The sequence below is a fragment of the Mycobacterium sp. NPDC003449 genome (assembly GCF_053588415.1).
In genome coordinates this window covers 1-20,948 of record NZ_JBSFPX010000135.1, presented here as the reverse complement: position 1 = coordinate 20,948, position 20,948 = coordinate 1, and the positions used below count along the sequence as shown (strand labels likewise).

The window sequence follows — 20,948 nt, the reverse complement described above, 5'->3', positions numbered from 1 at the left end:
AAACGCCCAGCTCACCCACGCCGCTTGACATTTAACAAAGATAGGAGCATCAAGTCGGACACACCTCGAACACATGTTTGATTATCGGCGGATCGGCGACTAGATTCGGCCCCATGACCGACGACACCAGCCCAAACACGGACGGCAGCACCGAAGCCCCGGACGGCGCTGGCCTGCGCCGTGCACCGGATGGTGCGCTCACCGAACGTCAGCGCACCATCCTCGAAGTGATCCGCGCCTCGGTCACCAGCCGCGGCTACCCCCCGAGCATCCGCGAGATCGGCGATGCCGTTGGCCTGACGTCGACGTCGTCGGTCGCCCACCAGTTGCGCACCCTCGAGCGCAAGGGCTACCTGCGCCGCGACCCCAACCGGCCGCGCGCGGTCGACGTCCGCACCGCCGACGATCCGGCCGCCGCGGCACCGGTGTCGACCGATGTGGCCGGGTCCGACGCCCTGCCCGAGCCCACGTTCGTCCCGGTGCTGGGCCGGATCGCGGCTGGCGGCCCGATCCTGGCCGAGGAGGCCGTCGAGGACGTCTTCCCGCTACCGCGCGAACTCGTGGGCGAGGGTTCGCTGTTCCTGCTCAAGGTGGTCGGCGAATCGATGGTCGACGCGGCCATCTGCGACGGCGACTGGGTCGTGGTGCGCCAGCAGAACGTCGCCGAGAACGGCGACATCGTGGCCGCCATGATCGACGGTGAGGCGACCGTCAAGACGTTCAAGCGGACCCGCGGTCAGGTCTGGCTCATGCCGCACAACCCGGCATTCGACCCGATCCCCGGCAACGACGCCGCCGTTCTCGGCAAGGTCGTCACCGTGATCCGCAAGATCTGAGCGGCTCCGGCCGACCCTACTGGGCCCGGACGAAACCGTTGGTGCGGGCGAATTCCTCGCTGGCAAACCAGATCTCGGCAACCGCGTCGTCGTAGTCGCTGCTGTCCGGCGACCAGTACAACCCGGTCTTGGTGTCGGCCTTGATCGGGTAGCCCTGCGGTGCCCGTTGCGGATCGGTGAGCGGCAGGTGCAGCGCGGTGGCACCCGGCACCGGCTCGTCGAGTTCGATGGCCGCGTGCCTGCCGCTGTGCGCCTCACCCGCGAGATCGGCCGGAGTCACGATCGGGGTCGGCGCCGTGTCGACGTTGTCGGGGTCCTCCTCCTCGACGTCGATGCGGCCGTCCACGCTGCCGACCCGGCCGTCGTCACCGCCCGCACGGCCGCCGTCACCGCCCGCACGCCCGCCGGCGAGGCGCCCCGCGGCCAACCCGCCACCGGCCAGGGCACCGCCGAGCAGTGCCGCGCCGAACGGGCCCGACCCGGCCGGGCCTGCCCCGGTTCGGTCGTCGACCTCGTCCTCGAAATCGACTTCGAGGTGGTCTTCGGCATCGGCTTCGTCGTCGGCTTCTTCATCGATGCGCTCGTCGTCGGGAACTTCCTCGGCGTCGAGCACGCCGATATCGTCGAGGTCCTCGGATTCGTCGTCATCGGCCTCGTAGTCATCGGCTTGGTAGTCATCGGCCTGGTAGTCGCCATCGTCGACGAAATCGGCCTCGTAGTCGGCGTAATCGTCGTTGCCGGCCAGCTCGACCGACTCCTCGGGCGGCTCGTCCTCGTCGTCGACGCGACGGGCCCGCGACGCGGCGAAACCACCCGGCGCCGCCCACTGACTGATCGGCATCGCGGCATCGGTCGGCCCGTCGAACGGAGATCCGCCCGGCGCGGTCCCGGTGTCGCGGTAGGGCTCGGCGAACCGCGATGTGGTGGCCTCGTCGTATCCCCCGCCCTGCTCATACCCGCCGTCGGCATAGCCGGCGTCGCGATACTGACGGTCCGGAGGGCGCTCACCGTCGAACCGGTCGTCGTGCGGACCGTCGTCGTAGTCGTCGTCCTCGAACGGATCGTGCTCGAACTCGTCGTCGTCGCGGCGGCCCCGGCGGCGATGCAGCAGCGCCGCGCCGACGATCAGACCGGCCAGCAGCACCACCGGAATCACGGCGATCAGCCACCACCGGTTCCAGTGCCAGGAGAACGGCTTGGACTCATCGCCACCCGAGGCCTGCGGGCTCTCGGCGGGCGCGGGCTCCTGGCCCAGCCCGGGAATCTCCAACCCGTCGAGGTCGTTGGCGAGGTTTCCCGGCTCGGTGGTGAAGGTGTTGTCGGAGCGGTCCCACGATATGGCGCCGCCGCTGAACCGCTGGGTGACGACGTTTCCGTCCTCGGTCTGATCGGCCATCGGGGCCCCGAGCGTGCCCTTGGCGCCGCCCAGCTTGTCCCATGCGGCGTTCATCGCGCCACGGACGATGACCGCACCGTAATCGGGTGTCCAGAAGATGACCGGCTTGTCCGGCGCGGCGAAGGTGCCGATCCGGCTGTTGGGCCCGAGGCCCCCTTCGGTCTCGCTGCTGGTGGGGAACCCGAGGTCGCCCTCGGGGCCGCCGACGCTCTCGTATTTCTCCAGCACCTGGCCGGTCACCGCGTTGGCTCCGGTCTCCGGGCTGTAGAGGATCTTGCCGCCGGCGAAGTTCTGGCCAAGCCCGCCCGCATCGCCGATCCGGTACCGATCGCCGTCCTTGGCCCCCAGCGGACCCGACGGGCCACCGGCTTCACGGCGCGCCGCGGCGATCGCCGTGCCGGCATCGCCGGGAACGGCCAGTCCGGCCAACTGATCGGCCAGTTCCGGCGGCGTCGTGGTGAACGCCTTGGTCTCGCGGTTCCAAGACAGCTCGCCGCCGGTGAACTTCTGCGAGACCACATCGCCGTCGAACGATTCGTCCTCCGACGGTACACCGAGGACCCCGGACGATCCGCCGAGCTTGTCCCAGGCGGCATTGAGCGCGCCGCGCACCACCCTGGCGCCGGTGTCCGGCGTCCAGAAGATCACCGGTTTGTCGGCGGCGCTGAAGGTCGAGTTGCGGCTGTCGGGCGCCAGGCCGGCGCCCTCGTCGATGGTGGGAAACCCGAGGTCACCCTCGGCGGGACCGCCCAGCGACTCGTACTTGTCCAGGATCGCGCCCTGGACGAAATGCGCACCGGTATCGGGGCTGAAGAACATCTTGCCGCCGCTGAAGTCCTGGCCGAATCCGGACCCGGCCGGGTACACACCGCCCTGCCGGGGGCCCAGCGGGCCGCCGTCGCCACCGCTGGCGTCGAAGGCCGCGGTGATCGCGGCGTCGGCATCGGACTCCGGTGTCGCCGAGGCCACCGGGGCCAGCAGGCCCGCGACACCAACCGCAAGCAGACCGACAGTCATCCGCCGAAAGGCCGTTCTCAGCCTTGCTCCCGGCCCCGTCATGCGCACTCCCCGCTCGTTCGGCAAAGTTCAGACAAAATATCCCGCTCGACAACTCTGCGACAGCACGCGGCGATTACCAAGGCACATCGCCGGTGACGACCAAAAAACCCGCAAAATCGGCATCGAACCACCGATCCTGGGCCGATTCCGCCCGCCGACCGACCGTAAACTGCCGGTATGCGCCCCACCAGCCTCACCCATTGGGGTGCGTTCACCGCCCAGGTCAGCGCCGGCGAGATCGCGGCGGTGACACCACTGGCCGGCGACACCGACCCCTCGCCGCTGCTGGGCAACCTACCCGGCTCGATCCGGCACCGGTCCCGGATCGCCGGGCCCTCGGTGCGGCGCGGCTGGCTGCGCGACGGCCCCGGCCCGAGCACCGACCGCGGCTCCGACGAGTACGTCGCGGTGTCCTGGGACGAGCTGGCCGAACTGCTGGCCACCGAACTGCAGCGGATCGTCGACCGGCACGGCAACGAGGCGATCTACGGCGGCTCCTACGGCTGGGCCAGCGCCGGCCGGTTCCACCACGCGCAGAGTCAGGTGCACCGGTTCCTGAAGATGCTCGGCGGCTACACCTCGTCGCGGCACTCCTACAGCCTCGGCGCCACCGGCGCGATCATGCCTCGGATCGTCGGCACCCATGACAACCTGTTCAAACGGTCCACCGAATGGGAGGTCATCGTCGCCCACACCGACCTGATGGTGTGCTTCGGCGGGATGGCGATGAAGAACACCGGGCTCAACCACGGCGGCACCACCGCCCATCCGATGCGGGACGCGCTGCGCCGGTTCCGTGGCCGCGGCGGGCAGATCGTGTCGTTCAGCCCGTTGCGCGACGACGTCGACGGCGACTGCGAATGGCTGGCCCCGGTGCCGGGAACCGACGTTGCGGTGATGCTCGGGCTGGCCCATGTGCTGGCCACCGAGGGGCTGGCCGACCGCGAATTCCTCGACACCTACTGCACCGGGTACGAACGGTTCGAGCGGTATCTGCTGGGCCATGAGGACGGTGTCGCGAAAACCCCGCGGTGGGCCGAGCGGATCAGCGGTCTCCCGGCCGGGGAGCTCACCACACTGGCCCGGCGGATGGCCCGCTCGCGCACCCTGGTCACGGTCAGTTGGTCCCTGCAGCGCATCCGGTACGGCGAACAGGCCCCGTGGATGGGCCTGACCCTGGCCGCGATGCTGGGCCAGATCGGGTTGCCCGGTGGCGGTTTCGGCCACGGCTACGGGTCGATGAACGAATCGGGTCTGCCGCCGCTGCAATGCGGGCTGCCCGTGCTGCCGCAGGGGCCCAATCCGGTGCAGACATTCATCCCGGTCGCGGCCGTCACCGATATGCTGCTGCACCCCGGTGAGCCCTACGACTTCAACGGGATGCGGCTGCGTTACCCCGACATCAAGTGCGTGTACTGGGCCGGCGGGAACCCGTTGCACCATCATCAGAACATTCCCCGGCTGCGGCGCGCGCTGGCCCGGGTGGACACGATCGTGGTGCACGAACCGTACTGGACCGCGATGGCCAAACACGCCGACATCGTGGTGGCCTCGACCACGACGTTCGAACGCGAGGACTTCTCCGGCTCGCGCAACGATCCGCTGCTGATGGCGATGCCTGCGCTGGCCGAGCCGTATGCCGACGCCCGCGACGACTACACGGTGTTCGCCGCCGTGGCCGAGCGCCTCGGGTTCGGCGAGCGGTTCACCGAGGGCCGCACCGCCCGCGAATGGCTGGTCCACATGTACGAGAAGTGGGCCGCCGGACTCGACTTCGAGGTGCCCGGATTCGACGAGTTCTGGTCCGCGGGCCGGCTGCGGCTGCCCACCGAACCCGGCCTGACCCTGCTCGGCGATTTCCGGGCCGACCCCCGGCAGCACCGGCTGGCGACGCCGAGCGGCCGGATCGAGATCTTCTCCGAGGACATCGACGGCTTCGGCTACGACGACTGCGCGGGCCACCCCCGCTGGTACGAGCCGGCCGAATGGCTCGGCGGCGAACGGGCCACGGCCTACCCGCTGCACCTGCTGGCCAATCAGCCCGCGACCCGTCTGCACAGCCAACTGGACGGCGGCGCGACCAGTCAGGACTCGAAAGTGCAAGGGCGTGAACCGATCCGGATGAACCCGGTCGATGCCGCCGCGCGTGGCCTGCGCGACGGCGACGTGGTCAGGGTGTTCAACGACCGGGGCGCGTGCCTGGCCGGGCTGGTGATCGACCCTCGACTGCGTCCCGATGTGGTGCAGCTGTCGACCGGCGCCTGGTTCGACCCGGCCGACCCCGCCGACCCGGATTCCATGTGCGTGCACGGCAACCCCAACGTGCTGACCGACGATGTGGGCACCTCGTCGCTGGCCCGCGGCTGCACCGGGGCGCACGTGCTGGTGCAGATCGAGAAGTTCGACGGGCCGCTGCCGCCGGTGCGGGCCCACCAGCCACCGGTGATCCGCACCCGCTAGCTCGCCTCCGACGAGTTTGCTCGATTTGCACCTGCGCGTGGCGTGGGAGTGCAACGATCCTTCTGCTGACGCCGCCGTCAGCAGCGAGGGGATGTCGGCCGATGCGAATCCACGCCCGATCCGTTCTGCGCCCGTTGCTGGTCGCCGTGGTGGCGCTGGCCGCGGCCGTCGCGCTCGGCCTGACGACGACGATCACCTCGGCCCTCACCCTGGTGGTCACCTACGCCCTCATCGTGCCGGGAACCGGCACACCGAACCCGGCAGCGGTGCAGAACTACATGGAGAACGCGGTCGGGCACTATCTGGTCCCCGGTGGTGACTGCGGGGCCGGTGGCGGGTGCGAACCCCCGATCGCGGTCCCCTACATCGCGCAGTTCTGGCCGATTCCGCTGCCGGGCTGGGGCGGCCTGGACGGCGCGAAGTGGAACGTCTCGGTGCGCAGCGGCGTGGACCGTCTGGTCAGCACCTACGCCGATGTGACGACCGCGCACCCCACCGACGACATCTCGATCTTCGGCTATTCGCAGGGCGCGACCGTCTCCAGCATCGTCAAGGGCAACCTCGGTGACCTGAGCCAGGCCAACAAGGACCGGCTGAACTTTTTCTTCATCGGCAACCCGCAGCGCCCCAACGGCGGGATCTTCGAACGCCTGGCAGCCCTGGGAACGGTGCCGATCCTCGACGCGACGTTCGGCAATCCGACCCCGACCGACACCTGTGAACATTCCGACGGCAGCCACTGCGCAACGGATTTCGCCCTGCAGTACGACGGTGTCGCCGACTTCCCCGAGTTCCCGCTCAATCCCCTCGCCACCGCGAACGCGCTGGCCGGTTTCTGGTACGTGCACGGCACCTACCTGGCCCCCGATGACGACGAACCGCCGACCGCGACCCCGTACGGCTACTCGCCCGCCGAGATCGCCGATGCGATCGCCGCGGCCAATGAAGTGGGCGGCTGCACGGCGGCCAACCACTGCCAGCGTCACGGCGACACCATCTATCTCACCCTGCCGGCCAGGACCCTGCCGCTCATGCAGCCGGTGCTGGATCTGGGTGCGGCGACCGGCACCACGGCGCTGATCGACCCGGTCGTCGACCTGATCTCGCCGATGGCCCAGACCCTCATCGAAACCGGATACGACCGAACGGATTACGGAAAGCCGTCACCGTTCGGCCTAATCCCGCGGATCGATCCGGTGAAGCTGGCCGGCGACCTCGCGGGCGACATTCCCGAGGGCATCCACGCCGCACTCGACCCCGGGCCGACGCCGCTGCCCGGGTCCACCGCCACCCCGACGGTGACCGTGCAGGTGCCGGACGACACCGATACCGCCTCGACCGAGGACGACGGCGCGGTGTCGACCGCCGCCAGGACGCCGGCCGCGAAACCCGACCACAAACCGTTGGTCCGGCTCAGCCCGATCGCCAGGCCCCACCGAGGACTGAGCGCCCCCGCGGACGACGACGCGACGGCCGAGACGGCGAAGGCCAAGCCGCCGTCGTTGCGTAAAGCCCTGGGGATCAAGGGGCATCCGGTCCGCGACCTCGCGAAGTCGCTCACCGGCCCGGTGCGCAAGGCGCTCGGCCAGGACTCGGAGCCCGCCGCGCAACCCGTGAACAGACATGCCGGTACCCGGAAACGGCGGAGATCGGGTGCCTAGGCGTCTGCTCGCGGTCAGAAGGTGGTGTAGTCGCGCAGGGCGGCGGCCAGCGGAACCGGTACCCGCGCCTTGATCCTGGTGCCGTCGGCGGTGTGCTCGGTGGCATCGACCCGGCCGTCGGCGTGCACCCTGGCCACCAGATCGCCACGATCGTAGGGAATGGTCACGTCGACGGTGGTGTCGGTGGCAGGCACCAACTCCCCCATCCGGGCGCGCAGCTTGTCCACCCCGTCCCCGGTGCGGGCCGAGACGAACACCGCATCGGGCAGCGCCCGCCGCAGCTGGGCCAGCCCGACACCGGTCGCGGCGTCGGTCTTGTTGACCACCAACAACTCCGGTGGCGCGGTGATGCCGTACTCGGTGACGACGTCGTTGACGACGGCGCGCACGGCGTTGATCTGGGCCAGCGGGTTCACGTCGGAACCGTCCACCACATGCACGAGCAGATCGGCGTCGACGACCTCCTCCAGCGTGGACCGGAACGCCTCCACCAGCTGAGTGGGCAGGTGCCGCACGAATCCCACGGTGTCGGTCAGCACGAACGGCCGCCCGTCGTCGAACGCGCCCCGGCGGGTCGTCGGTTCCAGCGTCGCGAACAGGGCGTTCTCGACCAGCACACCGGCCCCGGTCAGCGCGTTGAGCAGGCTGGACTTACCGGCGTTGGTGTACCCGACGATGGCCACCGACCCGAGCTCGCTGCGCCTGCGGCCGCTGCGCTGGGTGTCGCGGATCTTCTTCATATCGCGAATCTCGCGGCGCAGCTTGGCCATCCGTTCCCGGATCCGCCTGCGATCGGTTTCGATCTTGGTCTCGCCGGGCCCGCGGGTGCCGACGCCGCCACCGGCGCCGCCGGCCCGGCCACCGGCCTGCCGCGACATCGATTCACCCCAGCCGCGCAGCCGCGGCAACATGTACTCCATCTGGGCCAGCGACACCTGCGCCTTACCCTCCCGGCTGGTGGCGTGCTGGGCGAAGATGTCGAGGATCAGGGCGGTGCGGTCGATGACCTTGACCTTGACCGCCTTCTCCAGCGCGTTCAGCTGGGCCGGGGACAGCTCACCGTCACAGATCACCGTATCGGCGCCGGTGGCCAGGACCACCTCGCGCAGTTCGATCGCCTTGCCCGAACCGATGTAAGTCGACGGGTCGGGCTTGTCCCGGCGCTGGATGAGTCCTTCCAGCACCTCCGAGCCCGCGGTCTCGGCGAGCGCGGCCAACTCGGCCAGGCTGGCGTCGGCGTCGGCGGCGCTGCCCTCGGTCCACACCCCGACCAGCACGACGCGTTCGAGGCGCAACTGCCGGTATTCGACCTCGGAGACGTCGGCCAGCTCGGTGGACAGTCCGGCGACACGGCGCAGCGAGGCGCGATCTTCGAGGGCCAGCTCGCCGGTGCTGGGCGCCGTCGAATGTGCCGTGGAATGTTGTGGGTAGGTCATATGTCCATCCAGGTTGGCACGCCCGCGACCCGTCGCGCACCCCAATTAGCCGTGTGCAGCGTTCCACCACTCGTCGGCCAGCTCGCCACGCGCCACCAGGACCGACGGTCCGCGCAGGTAGCTGGTGGATTCGGTGACGGTCACGGTGACCTCACCGCCGGGGATGCCCACCCGCAGCGTGCCGGTGTCGGCGCCGTCATGGGCGAGGGCCGCGACGGCGGCGGCGACCGTTCCGGTGCCGCACGACCGGGTTTCGCCGACCCCGCGCTCGTGCACGCGCATCGACACGGCACCGCCGACCGGAGGGGTCAGGATCTCGACGTTGACCCCGTCGGGGAACTGTGCGGCATCGAAGGACACCGGCCCGGCGACGTCCAGGACGGCCAGTTCGTCGGGCGTGATTCCCACGCAGGCCAGGTGCGGGTTGCCGACGTCGACGGCCACGCCGGTGAAACTGCGTCCGCCGACCACCGCGGCCCCGGTGCCGAACCGGTTGGCCTTGCCCATTTCGACGGTGACCTCGGCGGTGGTGGCGTCGACCCGGTGCAGCACCACCGGCCGCGGCCCGGCCAGCGAGCCGACCACGAACTCGTCGGCGGACTCCAGCCCGGCGGCGCGCAGGTAGTGGGCGAACACCCGTACCCCGTTGCCGCACATCTGGGCGATCGACCCGTCGGCGTTGCGGTAGTCCATGTACCAGTTGTCGGCGGCCACACCGTCGGGCAGCCGGTCGAACACCCCGGCGGCCAGCGCGGCGCCCGCGGTGGTGACCCGCAGGACACCGTCGGCGCCGAGGCCGCGGCGGCGATCGCACAGGGCGGCCACTGCGGCCGGTGTCAGCGACAACCGCGCGTCCGGGTCGGGCAGCACCACGAAGTCGTTCTGGGTGCCGTGCCCCTTCGCAAAGATCACCTGATCAGGATACGTGCCGCCACACCCGTACGGCTTCGTCGACCAGCCCGTCGGCCGAACCGTCCAGCCACACCACCCTCGGGTCACGCCGGAACCACGAGCGCTGCCTGCGCACGTAGCGGCGGGTGCCGACGAAGGTGGAGTGTCGAGCCTCCTGCGAACCCCCGTCACCCCCGGCGTCGAGGTCGGCGAGCACCTGCGCGTAGCCCAATGCCCGCGCCGCCGTGACCCCGTCGCGAAGGCCGCGGCCGGTCAACTCCCACACCTCGCCGACCAGGCCGTCGGCGAACATGGTGTCGGTGCGGCGGGCCAGGCGCTCGTCCAGAACCGCGGTGTCCCAGTCCAATCCGACGATCGCGGTGTCCCATCGGGGTGGGCCGATGCGCGGCGCCGACGCCGCGAACGGCTGACCGGTCAGCTCCACCACCTCCAGCGCCCGCACGATGCGCCTGCCGTCGGTCGGCAGGATCGACGCCCCGGCCGCGGGATCGACCCGGGTCAGTTCGGCGTGCAGCGCCGCCACCCCCAGCTCGGCGAGCCGGGTCTCCCAGCGCGCCCGCACCGCCGGATCGGTGGCCGGAAACGACCATTCGTCGAGCAGTGACTGGATGTAGAGCATCGAGCCGCCCACGATGACCGGGACCGCGCCGCGCGCCGCGATGGCCTCGACGTCGGCGCCGGCGGCCCGCTGATAGCGCGCGACCGTGGCGGTCTCGGTGACCTCGAGCACGTCGAGCTGGTGGTGCGGGATCCCTCGGCGCTCGGCGGGGGCCAGTTTGGCGGTGCCGATGTCCATCCCGCGGTAGAGCTGCATGGCGTCGGCGTTCACGACCTCGCCACCGAGCTGTTCGGCCAGTGCCAGGGCCAACGCGGATTTCCCGGTCCCGGTCGGCCCGATGACGGCGACGGGCCGGGTCACGGCAACCACTGTCCGACGAAGTACCCGACGCCGTAGGGGGCACCGCGGTACAGCTCGCGGGCCGAGCCGGGCGCGGGCTCGGTCAGCCCGGCCAGCACCTGGTATCCGACCCGACCGACGACGCCGTCCCCCAGCCCGGCCAGCGCCGCGACATCGCCCGCGGCCAGCGCGTCGTCGAGCTCCTGCTGCGCGGCCACCGAATCCGGCCGGTAGCCGCCGGGTGCGGCCGGGGTGAGGGTGTGCAGGCCGTCGGCGACGATGAGTACACCGACGTCGTCGGACTGTTCGTCGAGTTCGGCGCGCAGCCGCCGGCCGAACTCGGCCGCGGCGCCGGCCGGATGCGACGCCGCGTAGGCCCGCACCTCGGCGCTCACGGCCGGATCGACCCGCCCGCGGATCCAGCCGGCGATCAGCGCGCACAGCGGCAGCTGCGCCGGCGCACCGGGATCGCCGGGGCCCAGTGTGACCGGGACGTCGACGCCGTAGCCGGCGAACGTCCCGGTCCGGTCCGGGCCGACCACCGCATCGGCCGCGCCGACCCCCACGGCCAGCCAGCGCCGCGGCAGTACGGCCGCGGCCGCGGTCACGGCGTCGCGCAACGCGGCCGTCTCCGCGCAGGCGGCACCGACCAGTTCGGGCACCATGACCGGTGCTGCCGGGACGATCGCGATGGCGCTGAGCACCAGACCAAACTAGTGCGGCACTAGGGCGTCACGGCCATGGACCGCTGTTCGCCGGCGGCCTCACCCCTGGCCAGCGCGACCGTGGCCACCACCAGCACGGCCACCGCGACGAGCAGCGCCAGCCAGCCGGTGTCGCCGGGGCGCACGGTCTCGCCCAGCACGACCAGGCCCAGCATCGAGGCCACCGCCGGTTCGGTCACCGTCATGGTGGGCAGCGACGCGGTCAGCGCACCGGCCCGGAACGAGGACTGCTGCAGCACCGTGCCCGCGACCGCCACCGCGATCCACAGGTAGAGCTCCGGGGTGCCCAGCACGGCCAACGGGCCTGCGTCGCGTCCGAACGCGAGCCGGTCGACCACGCCTTTGGTGAGCACCGCGAACACCCCCCACATGGCGCCGGACACCGCGGCCAGCAGGACCGCGCTGACCGTACCGGTCCAGATGCGGGCGCCCACCAGGCACAGCAGCACGGCCGGGCCGAGGATCGCGATGGCCACCGACCAGGCCTCCAGCGGTGCCCTGGCGTGGCCCGGGGTCGGATTCCCGACCGTCACGATCACCGCGACCGCGCCGGCCAGCAGCGCCGCCCACAGCCATTCCCGGCCGGTCACCCGCCGACGGGTCAGCCGGGCGTTGACCGGCAGCGCGAACAGCAGCGAGGTCACCAGCAGCGCCTGGACCAGCAACACCGATCCGAGGCCCAGCGCGGCCGCCTGCAGGGCGAAGCCGACCGCGGCGACCAGGCTGCCGAGCCACCATTGACGGTCGGCCAGCAGCCGGGCGAACAGGCCGAGGTGACCGACCGGGTCCCCGGTCACCTGGTGGGCCGAGCGCTGGTGGATGACGTCGCCGATCGCGATGAACAGGGCCGCGCCGAGCGCGAGCAGGACCGCCGCATCAGCCCGATCGATGCCCACGTCCATCGGTTCCTCCGGAGTTTGTGGAGTCATTGAGCCTAAAGCCATGGGCACGGCCCGGCGCGACCTGCTTGAATAGCGGTCGAAGCTGACAGCAATCGGGCGCCGCGTCGCGCGGCAGATGCGCGGGTCTCCCGCGCGGAGAACGAGGAGCGGATATGACCACCAGTGAGCCAGGCGGCGCCACGCCCAAGCCGACCCCCCGGCCCACCCCGAGCTCGGTTCCACGGCCGGGACCACCCCGCCCCGTTCCCCACCCCGGCCGGGCCAACCCGGTGGTCGCGGTGGCACCGACCGGCGATCCGCACCGGTTCGGCCGGGTCGACCCGGACGGCACCGTGTGGCTGATCACTGCGTCCGGTGAACGCGTCATCGGCTCGTGGCAGGCCGGCGACACCGAATCGGCCTACGCCCATTTCGGCCGCCGTTTCGACGATCTGCACACCGAGGTGGCGTTGCTGGAGCGCAGGCTGACCTCGGGCACCGGCGATGCCCGCAAGATCAGGTCCGCCGCCGCCGCACTGGCCGAAACCCTGCCCACCGCAGCTGTTCTCGGCGATGTCGACGCCTTGAGTGCGCGGCTCTCGGCGATCCTGGAGCGGGCCGATTCGGCCGCGGCGACCGAGCGCGCGCAGCGCGATGAGCAACGCTCCGCGCAGACCGCACGCAAGGAGGCGCTGGCCGCGGAGGCCGAGGACGTCGCGGTCAACTCCACCCAGTGGAAGGCGGCCGGTGACCGGCTGCGCGAGATTCTGGAGGAGTGGCGCACCATCACCGGGCTGGACCGCAAGGTCGACGATGCGCTGTGGAAGCGCTACTCCGCGGCCCGTGAGACCTTCAACCGCCGCCGCGGCTCGCATTTCGCCGAACTCGACCGCGGCCGGGTCGGTGCCCGACAGGCCAAGGAGGCGCTGTGCGAACGCGCCGAGGCGTTGTCCGACTCCACCGAATGGGGGCCCACCGGAGCCGCGTTCCGTGACCTGCTGACCGAATGGAAGGCGGCGGGCCGGGCCGCCAAGGATGTCGACGACGCCCTGTGGCAACGGTTCAAGGCCGCCCAGGACACGTTCTTCTCGGCGCGAAACGCCGCCAACGCCGAACGCGACGCCGAGTTCAAGCAGAACGCGGCCGCCAAGGAGGCCCTGTTGGCCGAGGCGGAGAAGATCGACACCGGCGACCTGGACTCGGCGCGGGCGGCGCTGCGCACCATCGGGGACAAATGGGATGCGATCGGCAAGGTGCCCCGCGAACGGGCGGCCGACCTGGAACGACGGTTGCGGGCCATCGAGAAGAAGGTCCGCGACGCCCCGGCCGGCGGCGTCGACCCGGAGGCCCAGGCCAGGGCCGATCAGTTCCGGACCCGCGCCGAGCAGTTCGAACGCCAGGCCGAGAAGGCCGCCGCGGCCGGCCGGACCAAGGATGCCGATGCGGCCAGGGCCAGCGCCGAGCAGTGGCGGCAGTGGGCCGATGCGGCGGCCGAAGCGCTGGGTAAACGCCGCTAGGACCCGGTGGGCCCGTCCCCGTCGGTGCGGTCGATATCGTCGAGCAGACCACGCTGGTGACGTCGCGCCACGGCGCGTCGGCGTTCCTCCTCGGCCGCCAGCTGGACCGCGGTGCGCGACCACACCACCCGCGCCCAGTGGAAGGTCAGCAGGATCACCGCGATCCACGCGACGATCAGGCCGATACCCGGTCCGGGATGGGGTGCCGCGGTCTGGCGGGACCACACCGCAAGCAGGCCAAGCGCGCTCGCGACCACCGACCCGGCCAGCGCCACCCAGGCCAGGGCCCAGCGGCGGGTCAGCAGCGCCAGCGTCGAGAACCCGACCGAGAACACCAGCGCCAACCAGGTGAACACCCGCGAGGGCAGCGATATCCCGTCCCTGACGGCGGCGGCGTCGCCGACCAGCACGTCGAAACCCTTACTGGCGCCGGTGTGCGGCAAGACGAACGACAGCAGGATCACGAACACCAGGACCGCGACCACCATCGCCCTGGCGCCGGGATCGAACTCGCGGGCCATCTTGCGTTCGACCGCGGCGAGATCACCCTTGAACTGATCGAAATCCGGTTCGTTGCTCAACATCCACACCCTCCGGCAGCCGGCTGGGCGGGCACGCCGATGCGCGGCATGCCGAGCCCCACGCCGGTACGCGGCCGTTGGCCGGCCGCATGGGCATCGCCTGCGCGGGTACGCCGATGCCCGGTCAGCGCGGCGTCGGCGATCAGATGGTGCGGGGCGGCCCCGGTCACGGTGGTGGTGACGATATCGCCGGGCCGGATGCGCTCGGCGTCGGCGCCGGGGCTGAAGTGCACCAGCCGACCGTCGCGGGCCCGGCCGGACATCCGGGCGGTGGCTGCGTCCTTGCGACCCTCACCGGTGGCCACCAGCAGTTCGACGGCCCGGCCCAGCTGGGCCCGGTTCTCCTCCAGCGAGATGCGTTCCTGCAGTTCGATCAGCCGCTGATAGCGCTCGGTCACAACCGCTTTGGGCAGCTGGTCGGCCATATCGGCCGCCGGGGTGCCGGGCCGCTTGGAGTACTGGAAGGTGAACGCCGACGCAAAGCGCGACCGTTCGACCACGTCGAGGGTGGCCTGGAAGTCGGCCTCGGTCTCGCCGGGGAACCCGACGATGAGGTCGGTGGTGATCGCCGCGTGCGGGATCGCGGCCCGCACCCGGTCGATGATGCCCAGATAGCGGTCGGCCCGGTAGGAGCGCCGCATGGCCTTGAGCATCCGGTCGGACCCCGACTGCAGCGGCATGTGCAGTGTGGGACACACATTGGGGGTCTCGGCCATGGCTTCGATCACGTCATCGGTGAACTCGGCGGGGTGCGGCGAGGTGAACCGGACCCGCTCCAGCCCGTCGATCCGGCCGCAGGCGCGCAGGAGTTTGGCGAATGCGCCGCGGTCGCGGGGCAGGCGCTCGTCCGAGAAAGACACGCCGTAGGCGTTGACGTTCTGGCCGAGCAGCGTGACCTCGAGCACTCCCTGGTCCACCAGCGATCCCACCTCGGCCAGGATGTCGCCCGGCCTGCGGTCGACCTCTTTGCCGCGCAGCGAGGGAACGATGCAGAACGTGCAGGTGTTGTTGCATCCCACCGAAATGGAAACCCATGCGGCGTAAGCGGATTCACGTGCCGCGGGCAGCGTTGACGGAAACTCCTGCAGCGATTCGACGATCTCGACCTGGGCGGTCCGGTTGTGCCGGGCCCGGTCCAGCAGGGCGGGCAGCGAACCGATGTTGTGGGTCCCGAACACTACGTCGACCCACGGGGCGCGGGTCAGCACGGCGTCGCGGTCCTTCTGGGCCAGGCAGCCACCCACGGCGATCTGCATGTCCGGGTCGGCCTGCTTGCGCGGGGCCAGGTGGCTGAGGTTCCCGTAGAGCTTGTTGTCGGCGTTCTCGCGCACCGCGCAGGTGTTGAACACGACGACGTCGGCGTCGTCGCCGTCGCGGGCGCGCCGGTACCCGGCCGCATCCAGCAGGCCGGACAACCGCTCGGAATCGTGCACGTTCATCTGGCAGCCGTAGGTGCGGACCTGGTAGGTGCGCTCGCGCGGGGAGCCGGCCGCGGGCGGACGGCCACCGGCCGTCTGCCCTGCCGTATCGCGGGTCACCGTCGAAGTCACGGCCTTTATGGTACGGACGTCTGCCGGGCGCCGACCGGGCAGGAGGCCACCGCCGCGGCGGCTCCCGACGCGGATTGACGAGTTGCGAGCAAGCTGGGCGATCCCTGGGTAAGGTCAGCTGCCATGGGAAGCCCCGGCGCGCAGCCGAAGGTCGATGATCCGGCGCCGCCAGAGGTGCCGATGATCTCACTGTCGGGAGTCAACAAACACTTCGGTCCGCTGCACGTGCTCAAGGACATCGACCTCGAAGTGGGCCGGGGCCAGGTCGTCGTGGTGCTCGGCCCGTCCGGGTCGGGCAAATCGACGTTGTGCCGCACCATCAACCGGCTGGAGACCATCGACTCGGGGACGATCGCCGTCGACGGGCAGCCCCTGCCCGCCGAGGGCCGCAAGCTCGCCGCGTTGCGCTCCGACGTCGGGATGGTGTTCCAGTCCTTCAACCTTTTCGCGCACAAGACGATCCTGGAGAACGTGGCGCTGGCGCCGGCCAAGGTCCGCAAACTCGCCAAGGACTCGGCGCGCGATTCGGCGATGGCGCTGCTGGAGCGGGTCGGGGTGGCCAACCAGGCCGACAAGTATCCGGCGCAGCTGTCGGGTGGCCAGCAGCAGCGGGTGGCGATCGCCCGGTCGCTGGCGATGAACCCGAAGGTGATGCTGTTCGACGAGCCCACCAGCGCACTCGACCCGGAGATGATCAACGAGGTGCTGGCGGTGATGAGCTCGCTTGCCGCCGAGGGGATGACGATGGTGGTGGTGACCCACGAGATGGGCTTCGCCCGCCGGGCGTCGGACCGCGTGGTGTTCATGGCCGACGGCGCCATCGTCGAGGACGCCGAACCCGCCGAGTTCTTCGACAATCCGAAATCCGATCGCGCCAAAGATTTTCTCGGCAAGATTCTTCATCACTAACTGTCCGGTGAAAGGAACCAAAACAATGCGGTCCATCGCTCTGAGTCCTGCGCGCGTCGTCGGTGCCGTCGCGCTCGCCGTCGCCCTGCCGCTCACCGCGACTGCCTGTGGCGGTGGCGGTGGCGGCGACGAGGGCAACAAGATCGTGATCGGAACCAAATACGACCAGCCCGGCCTCGGCCTCAAGAAGCCGGACGGCAGCGTGTCGGGATTCGACGTCGACGTCGCCAAGTACGTGGCCAACGAACTCGGCTACGGCGAGGATCAGATCGAGTGGAAGGAAGCGCCGTCGGCGCAGCGCGAGACGCTGATCCAGAACGGCCAGGTCGACTACATCGCGGCCACCTACTCGATCACCGACGCCCGCAAGGAGAAGGTCGACTTCGCCGGGCCGTACCTGATCACCGGACAGAGCCTGCTGGTGCGTGCCGACAGCAACGACATCACCGGCGCGGCGTCGCTGGAGAACAACAAGAAGCTGTGCTCGGTGTCGGGGTCGACGCCGGCACAACGCATCAAGGACGAGTACCCGAAGGTGCAGCTGCAGCAGTACGACACCTATTCGGCCTGTGTCGAGGCGCTCAAGAACGGTCAGGTGGACGCGCTCACCACCGATGAGGTGATCCTGGCCGGTTACGCCGCGCAGACCCCCGGTGCGTTCAAGATCGTCGGCAAGCCGTTCTCCGAGGAGCGCTACGGCATCGGCCTGAAGAAGGGCGATACCGAGATGCGCGACAAGATCAACGCCGCCATCGAGAAGATGGAGTCCAGCGGGGCCTGGAAAGAGGCGTTCGACAAGAACCTCGGCCCGGCAGGCATCCAGGCGCCCACGCCGCCGTCGGTCGACAAGTAACCGGCGGGAGGCGCAGCTCCGGCCGTGGAGATCTTCACCGAGTACCGCGATGAGATCATCGCGGCGTTCTGGACGACCATCCAACTGACGGTGTATTCCGCGGTCGGAGCGCTCATTCTGGGCACGGTGCTGGCCGCGATGCGGCTGGCACCGACCCCGGTGCTGAACTGGATCGGCACCACGTATGTGAACGTGGTGCGCAACACGCCGCTGACGCTGATCATTCTGTTCTGCTCATTCGGCGTCGGACAGACGTTGGGGATCACGCTCGTCGACCCCGACTCGCCGACCTCGATCGCCGACAGCAGCTTCCGCCTGGCGGTGCTCGGGTTGACCGTCTACACCGCATCGTTCGTCTGCGAGACGGTGCGCTCGGGGGTGAACACGGTGCCGCTCGGCCAGGCCGAGGCCGCGCGGTCGTTGGGGCTGACGTTCGCCCAGAACCTGCGGCTGATCCTGCTGCCGCAGGCGTTCCGTGCGGTGATCATTCCGCTGGGCTCGGTGCTGATCGCGCTGACCAAGAACACCACGATCGCCTCGGCGATCGGCGTGGCCGAGGCGGCCCTGTTGATGAAGACCATGATCGAGAACACCGCGGCGCTGCTCACAGTGGGTGCCATCTTCGCGGCCGGGTTCATCGTGCTGACCCTGCCGCTCGGCCTGTTGTTCGGCTGGCTCGGTAAACGATTCGCGGTGGTGCGGTAGTGAGTGCCTCGGTTCTGTTCGACGCACCCGGGCCGCGGGCGCGGGTCCGCAATGCGGTGATGACGGCGCTCACCGTGGTGATCGCCGTCGCGCTGATCGGGTTCGTGCTGTTCCAGCTGTGGACCAAGGGCCAGCTGCAGGCCGCGAAGTGGCAGCCGTTCCTGACCGCGGATCTGTGGCGGACCTATGTGCTGCCCGGTGTGCAGGGCACGCTGACCGCCGCGGCGGTGTCGATCGTGCTGGCTCTGGCGCTGGGCCTGGTGCTGGGCGTCGGCCGGCTGGCGCCCGTCCCTCCGATCCGCTGGCTGTGCGCGACGGTCGTGGAGTTCTTCCGTGCGGTGCCGGTGCTGATCATGATGATCTTCGCCTACTTCCTGTACGCCGTGTACGACGTGTTCCCGTCCAAACACCTTGCCCTGGCCGGGGTTATCACGGGCCTGACGCTCTACAACGGTGCGGTGATCGCCGAGATCGTGCGCGCCGGGATCAATTCCCTGCCCCGCGGCCAGCGTGAGGCCGCGCTGTCGCTCGGAATGTCCTGGGGCCAGACGATGCGGTTGATCCTGCTGCCGCAGGCGATCACCGCGATGCTGCCGGTGCTGGTGTCCCAGTTGGTGGTGGTGCTCAAGGACACCGCGATCGGCTATCAGATCACCTTCGTCGAGATGGTGCGTCAGGGCACCAATATCGGGTCGTCGTACAGCAACTACCTTCCCGCGCTGATCGTCATCGCGGTCCTGATGATCAGCGTGAACTACGCGTTGTCGGCGTTTGCCACCCGGATCGAACGCCGGCTGCGCCGCTCCAGCCGGGGCCCGGCCCCGCTGGACGCCGAGGCGATCGAACAGGAGGGCGCGCCCGGCGCGCAGGTGCTTGCGACCCAACGGGATTGAGCGTTCAGGCCAGGCGGTAGCCGCCCGAGGCGATCGCGCGCCGAACCCGGGCGGCGGTGCCCGCCGCATCCAGCCCGTCGTTGTCGATGACGTGGTGCTCCAACGCGCCGAGATCGGCGAACGCCCGGTATAGACCCGTGATGGCGCCAGGGTCCTTCAGATCCTCACCGCTGCGGGCCTGCGCGCGCCGCAGAGCCGTGTCGAGGGCAGGCCGCAGCACGATGTAGGACACGGCAGGCCCGGCCGTGTTGGCCATGGCGCGGAACGGAGCCAGAAACCACGGTCCGACGATGCCGTCGGCGATCACATCGAATCCGCCTCGGGCATACGTCGCCGCGGCGGCCACGATCGCATCGACGACCACCTCGTTCTGGCGTTGCGCCTCGGGCAGGTACGGCGGAATGTGGCCGGCCCGGATCGCCCGGTAGAACTGGTCGGTGGTCAGATGCACGGTCGGCCGGTCCGCCGAGTCGGCGATGAGCCCCGCCACCGTGGTCTTTCCGACCGCGGGAGGACCGGACAGGATCACCACGTCACCACTCACGTTCGCCAACCTAGTCGGCGGCCCTCCCCGTCACACCGTACGGCGCTCCCGCTCATTCGCCAGCTCCACCGTCACCACATCCAGGGCCATGGACTGGCCGTAGCCGCGACGGGCGAGCATCCCGACCAGCCGGCGGGTGACCCTGTTCTCGGCGTCCCGGTCGCCCGGGTCGCCCAGCTTCTCCCGGCGCAGCTTGTCGCGGACCAGTTGTTCGGCCCGCTGACGTTCGGCCGCGGGATCGAGGTCGGCCAGCGCCGCGGTGATCACCTCACCGTCGACGCCCTTCTTGCGCAGCTCGACGGCCAACGCCCGCTTACCTTTTCCGGAGTTGGCGTGCCGGGAACGCACCCACTGCTCGGCGAAATCCTCGTCGTCGATCAGGCCGACTTCGGTGAGCCGGTCGAGCACCGTGGTGCTCACGTCCTCGGGATAACCCCGTTTGACCAGTTGGGCTGCCAACTCGGCGCGGGTGCGAGCCCGCACGGTGAGCAGGCGCAGACACACGTTGTGTGCCTGTTCCTCGCGTTTGCGGGGATCCTGCGCCTGCTCCTCGTGCCGGTCGTCCGGCTCAGAAGTCAACCGGGGCGGGCAGGACGTCATCGGTGGTCTCGGCGGTCACGACGGCACCGATACCGAGCTTCTCTTTGATCTTCTTCTCGATCTCGTTGGCGACATCGCCGTTCTCCAGCAGGAAGTTGCGGGCGTTCTCCTTGCCCTGGCCCAACTGCTCACCCTCGTAGGTGAACCAGGAACCCGACTTCCGGATGAAGCCGTGCTCGACCCCCATGTCGATGAGTGAGCCTTCGCGGCTGATCCCCCGGCCGTAAAGGATGTCGAACTCGGCCTGCTTGAACGGCGGCGACACCTTGTTCTTGACGATCTTGACCCGGGTGCGGTTACCGACCGCATCGGTGCCGTCCTTGAGGGTCTCGATGCGGCGAACGTCCAGGCGGACCGAGGCGTAGAACTTCAGAGCCTTACCACCCGTGGTCGTTTCGGGGCTGCCGAACATCACCCCGATCTTCTCGCGGAGCTGGTTGATGAAGATCGCGGTGGTGCCCGAGTTGTTGAGCGCGCCGGTCATCTTGCGCAGCGCCTGGCTCATCAGGCGGGCCTGCAGGCCCACATGGCT

The 20,948-nt window shown here is 69.9% G+C and carries 18 protein-coding genes and 1 pseudogene; 8 read left to right on the top strand and 11 right to left on the bottom strand.

Annotation, left to right across the window (positions count from 1 at the left end; genetic code table 11):
* Positions 1 to 113: 113 nt before the first annotated feature.
* Positions 114 to 836, top strand: coding sequence for a transcriptional repressor LexA (gene lexA / locus ACWDTP_RS27095; protein ID WP_450025549.1), 723 nt, complete (start codon positions 114 to 116; stop codon positions 834 to 836).
* 16 nt (positions 837 to 852) lie between these two features.
* Here the strand turns inward: lexA and ACWDTP_RS27090 are convergent, their stop codons facing one another.
* Positions 853 to 3,291 carry an LGFP repeat-containing protein gene (locus ACWDTP_RS27090; protein WP_450025547.1) on the bottom strand — a complete coding sequence of 813 codons (2,439 nt, stop codon included), beginning with the start codon at positions 3,289 to 3,291 and terminating at the stop codon, positions 853 to 855.
* A gap of 177 nt (positions 3,292 to 3,468) precedes the next feature.
* Here ACWDTP_RS27090 and ACWDTP_RS27085 point away from each other — a divergent pair, with 177 nt between their 5' ends.
* A complete protein-coding gene (locus tag ACWDTP_RS27085) occupies positions 3,469 to 5,751 on the top strand; it encodes a molybdopterin-dependent oxidoreductase (RefSeq protein ID WP_450025545.1) in 2,283 nt (760 codons plus the stop codon).
* Between the two features lie 101 nt (positions 5,752 to 5,852).
* Positions 5,853 to 7,412 carry a PE-PPE domain-containing protein gene (locus ACWDTP_RS27080; RefSeq protein ID WP_450025543.1) on the top strand — a complete coding sequence of 520 codons (1,560 nt, stop codon included), beginning with the start codon at positions 5,853 to 5,855 and terminating at the stop codon, positions 7,410 to 7,412.
* Between the two features lie 14 nt (positions 7,413 to 7,426).
* Here the strand turns inward: ACWDTP_RS27080 and hflX are convergent, their stop codons facing one another.
* From hflX to ACWDTP_RS27055, 5 genes are read right to left on the bottom strand one after another with little or no spacing between them, the layout of a single operon-like run.
* Entirely contained in the window at positions 7,427 to 8,848 is a 1,422-nt protein-coding gene (hflX, locus tag ACWDTP_RS27075) for a GTPase HflX (RefSeq protein ID WP_450025541.1), read from the bottom strand.
* Positions 8,849 to 8,893: 45 nt separating this feature from the next.
* Positions 8,894 to 9,760: a diaminopimelate epimerase gene (gene dapF / locus ACWDTP_RS27070; RefSeq protein WP_450025539.1), complete on the bottom strand. Its 867-nt coding sequence runs from the start codon at positions 9,758 to 9,760 to the stop codon at positions 8,894 to 8,896.
* Positions 9,761 to 9,764: 4 nt separating this feature from the next.
* Positions 9,765 to 10,679 carry a tRNA (adenosine(37)-N6)-dimethylallyltransferase MiaA gene (gene miaA / locus ACWDTP_RS27065; RefSeq protein ID WP_450025537.1) on the bottom strand — a complete coding sequence of 305 codons (915 nt, stop codon included), beginning with the start codon at positions 10,677 to 10,679 and terminating at the stop codon, positions 9,765 to 9,767.
* Complete coding sequence (locus tag ACWDTP_RS27060) at positions 10,676 to 11,362, bottom strand: hypothetical protein (RefSeq protein WP_450025535.1); 687 nt, start codon at positions 11,360 to 11,362, stop codon at positions 10,676 to 10,678. Before ACWDTP_RS27060 ends, miaA begins: the two co-directional genes overlap by 4 nt.
* A gap of 20 nt (positions 11,363 to 11,382) precedes the next feature.
* A complete protein-coding gene (locus ACWDTP_RS27055; protein WP_450025555.1) occupies positions 11,383 to 12,273 on the bottom strand; it encodes a DMT family transporter in 891 nt (296 codons plus the stop codon).
* Positions 12,274 to 12,437: 164 nt separating this feature from the next.
* Between ACWDTP_RS27055 and ACWDTP_RS27050 the strand changes: the two genes are divergently transcribed.
* A complete protein-coding gene (locus tag ACWDTP_RS27050; RefSeq protein WP_450025533.1) occupies positions 12,438 to 13,781 on the top strand; it encodes a DUF349 domain-containing protein in 1,344 nt (447 codons plus the stop codon).
* Here ACWDTP_RS27050 and ACWDTP_RS27045 read toward each other — a convergent pair.
* Both ACWDTP_RS27045 and miaB read right to left on the bottom strand, forming a co-directional pair.
* Positions 13,778 to 14,365: an Rv2732c family membrane protein gene (locus ACWDTP_RS27045; protein ID WP_450025531.1), complete on the bottom strand. Its 588-nt coding sequence runs from the start codon at positions 14,363 to 14,365 to the stop codon at positions 13,778 to 13,780. The two genes, ACWDTP_RS27050 and ACWDTP_RS27045, sit on opposite strands and share 4 nt — an antisense overlap.
* A complete protein-coding gene (miaB, locus tag ACWDTP_RS27040; RefSeq protein WP_450025553.1) occupies positions 14,359 to 15,900 on the bottom strand; it encodes a tRNA (N6-isopentenyl adenosine(37)-C2)-methylthiotransferase MiaB in 1,542 nt (513 codons plus the stop codon). Before miaB ends, ACWDTP_RS27045 begins: the two co-directional genes overlap by 7 nt.
* 192 nt (positions 15,901 to 16,092) lie before the next feature.
* On the opposite strand from miaB, the gene ACWDTP_RS27035 reads away from it, so the two are divergent.
* The 4 genes from ACWDTP_RS27035 to ACWDTP_RS27020 are packed head-to-tail and all read left to right on the top strand — an operon-like array spanning position 16,093 to position 19,272.
* Complete coding sequence (locus ACWDTP_RS27035; protein WP_450025551.1) at positions 16,093 to 16,821, top strand: amino acid ABC transporter ATP-binding protein; 729 nt, start codon at positions 16,093 to 16,095, stop codon at positions 16,819 to 16,821.
* A gap of 25 nt (positions 16,822 to 16,846) precedes the next feature.
* Positions 16,847 to 17,674 carry a glutamate ABC transporter substrate-binding protein gene (locus ACWDTP_RS27030; RefSeq protein ID WP_450025529.1) on the top strand — a complete coding sequence of 276 codons (828 nt, stop codon included), beginning with the start codon at positions 16,847 to 16,849 and terminating at the stop codon, positions 17,672 to 17,674.
* Positions 17,675 to 17,698: 24 nt separating this feature from the next.
* Positions 17,699 to 18,379: an amino acid ABC transporter permease gene (locus tag ACWDTP_RS27025; RefSeq protein WP_450025527.1), complete on the top strand. Its 681-nt coding sequence runs from the start codon at positions 17,699 to 17,701 to the stop codon at positions 18,377 to 18,379.
* Complete coding sequence (locus tag ACWDTP_RS27020; protein WP_450025525.1) at positions 18,379 to 19,272, top strand: ABC transporter permease subunit; 894 nt, start codon at positions 18,379 to 18,381, stop codon at positions 19,270 to 19,272. Before ACWDTP_RS27025 ends, ACWDTP_RS27020 begins: the two co-directional genes overlap by 1 nt.
* Positions 19,273 to 19,276: 4 nt before the next feature.
* On the opposite strand, the gene ACWDTP_RS27015 is transcribed toward ACWDTP_RS27020, so the two are convergent.
* The 3 genes and pseudogenes from ACWDTP_RS27015 to ACWDTP_RS27005 all read right to left on the bottom strand — a co-directional run.
* On the bottom strand, positions 19,277 to 19,816 hold the full coding sequence (locus ACWDTP_RS27015; protein ID WP_450025523.1) for an AAA family ATPase: 540 nt from the start codon (positions 19,814 to 19,816) through the stop codon (positions 19,277 to 19,279).
* A gap of 30 nt (positions 19,817 to 19,846) precedes the next feature.
* Positions 19,847 to 20,416, bottom strand: a complete 570-nt coding sequence (recX, locus tag ACWDTP_RS27010; protein ID WP_450025521.1) for a recombination regulator RecX — start codon at positions 20,414 to 20,416, stop codon at positions 19,847 to 19,849.
* Positions 20,385 to 20,948 (bottom strand): annotated as a pseudogene (locus ACWDTP_RS27005) (recombinase RecA); the annotation flags it as partial. The gene recX and the pseudogene ACWDTP_RS27005, both read right to left, overlap by 32 nt.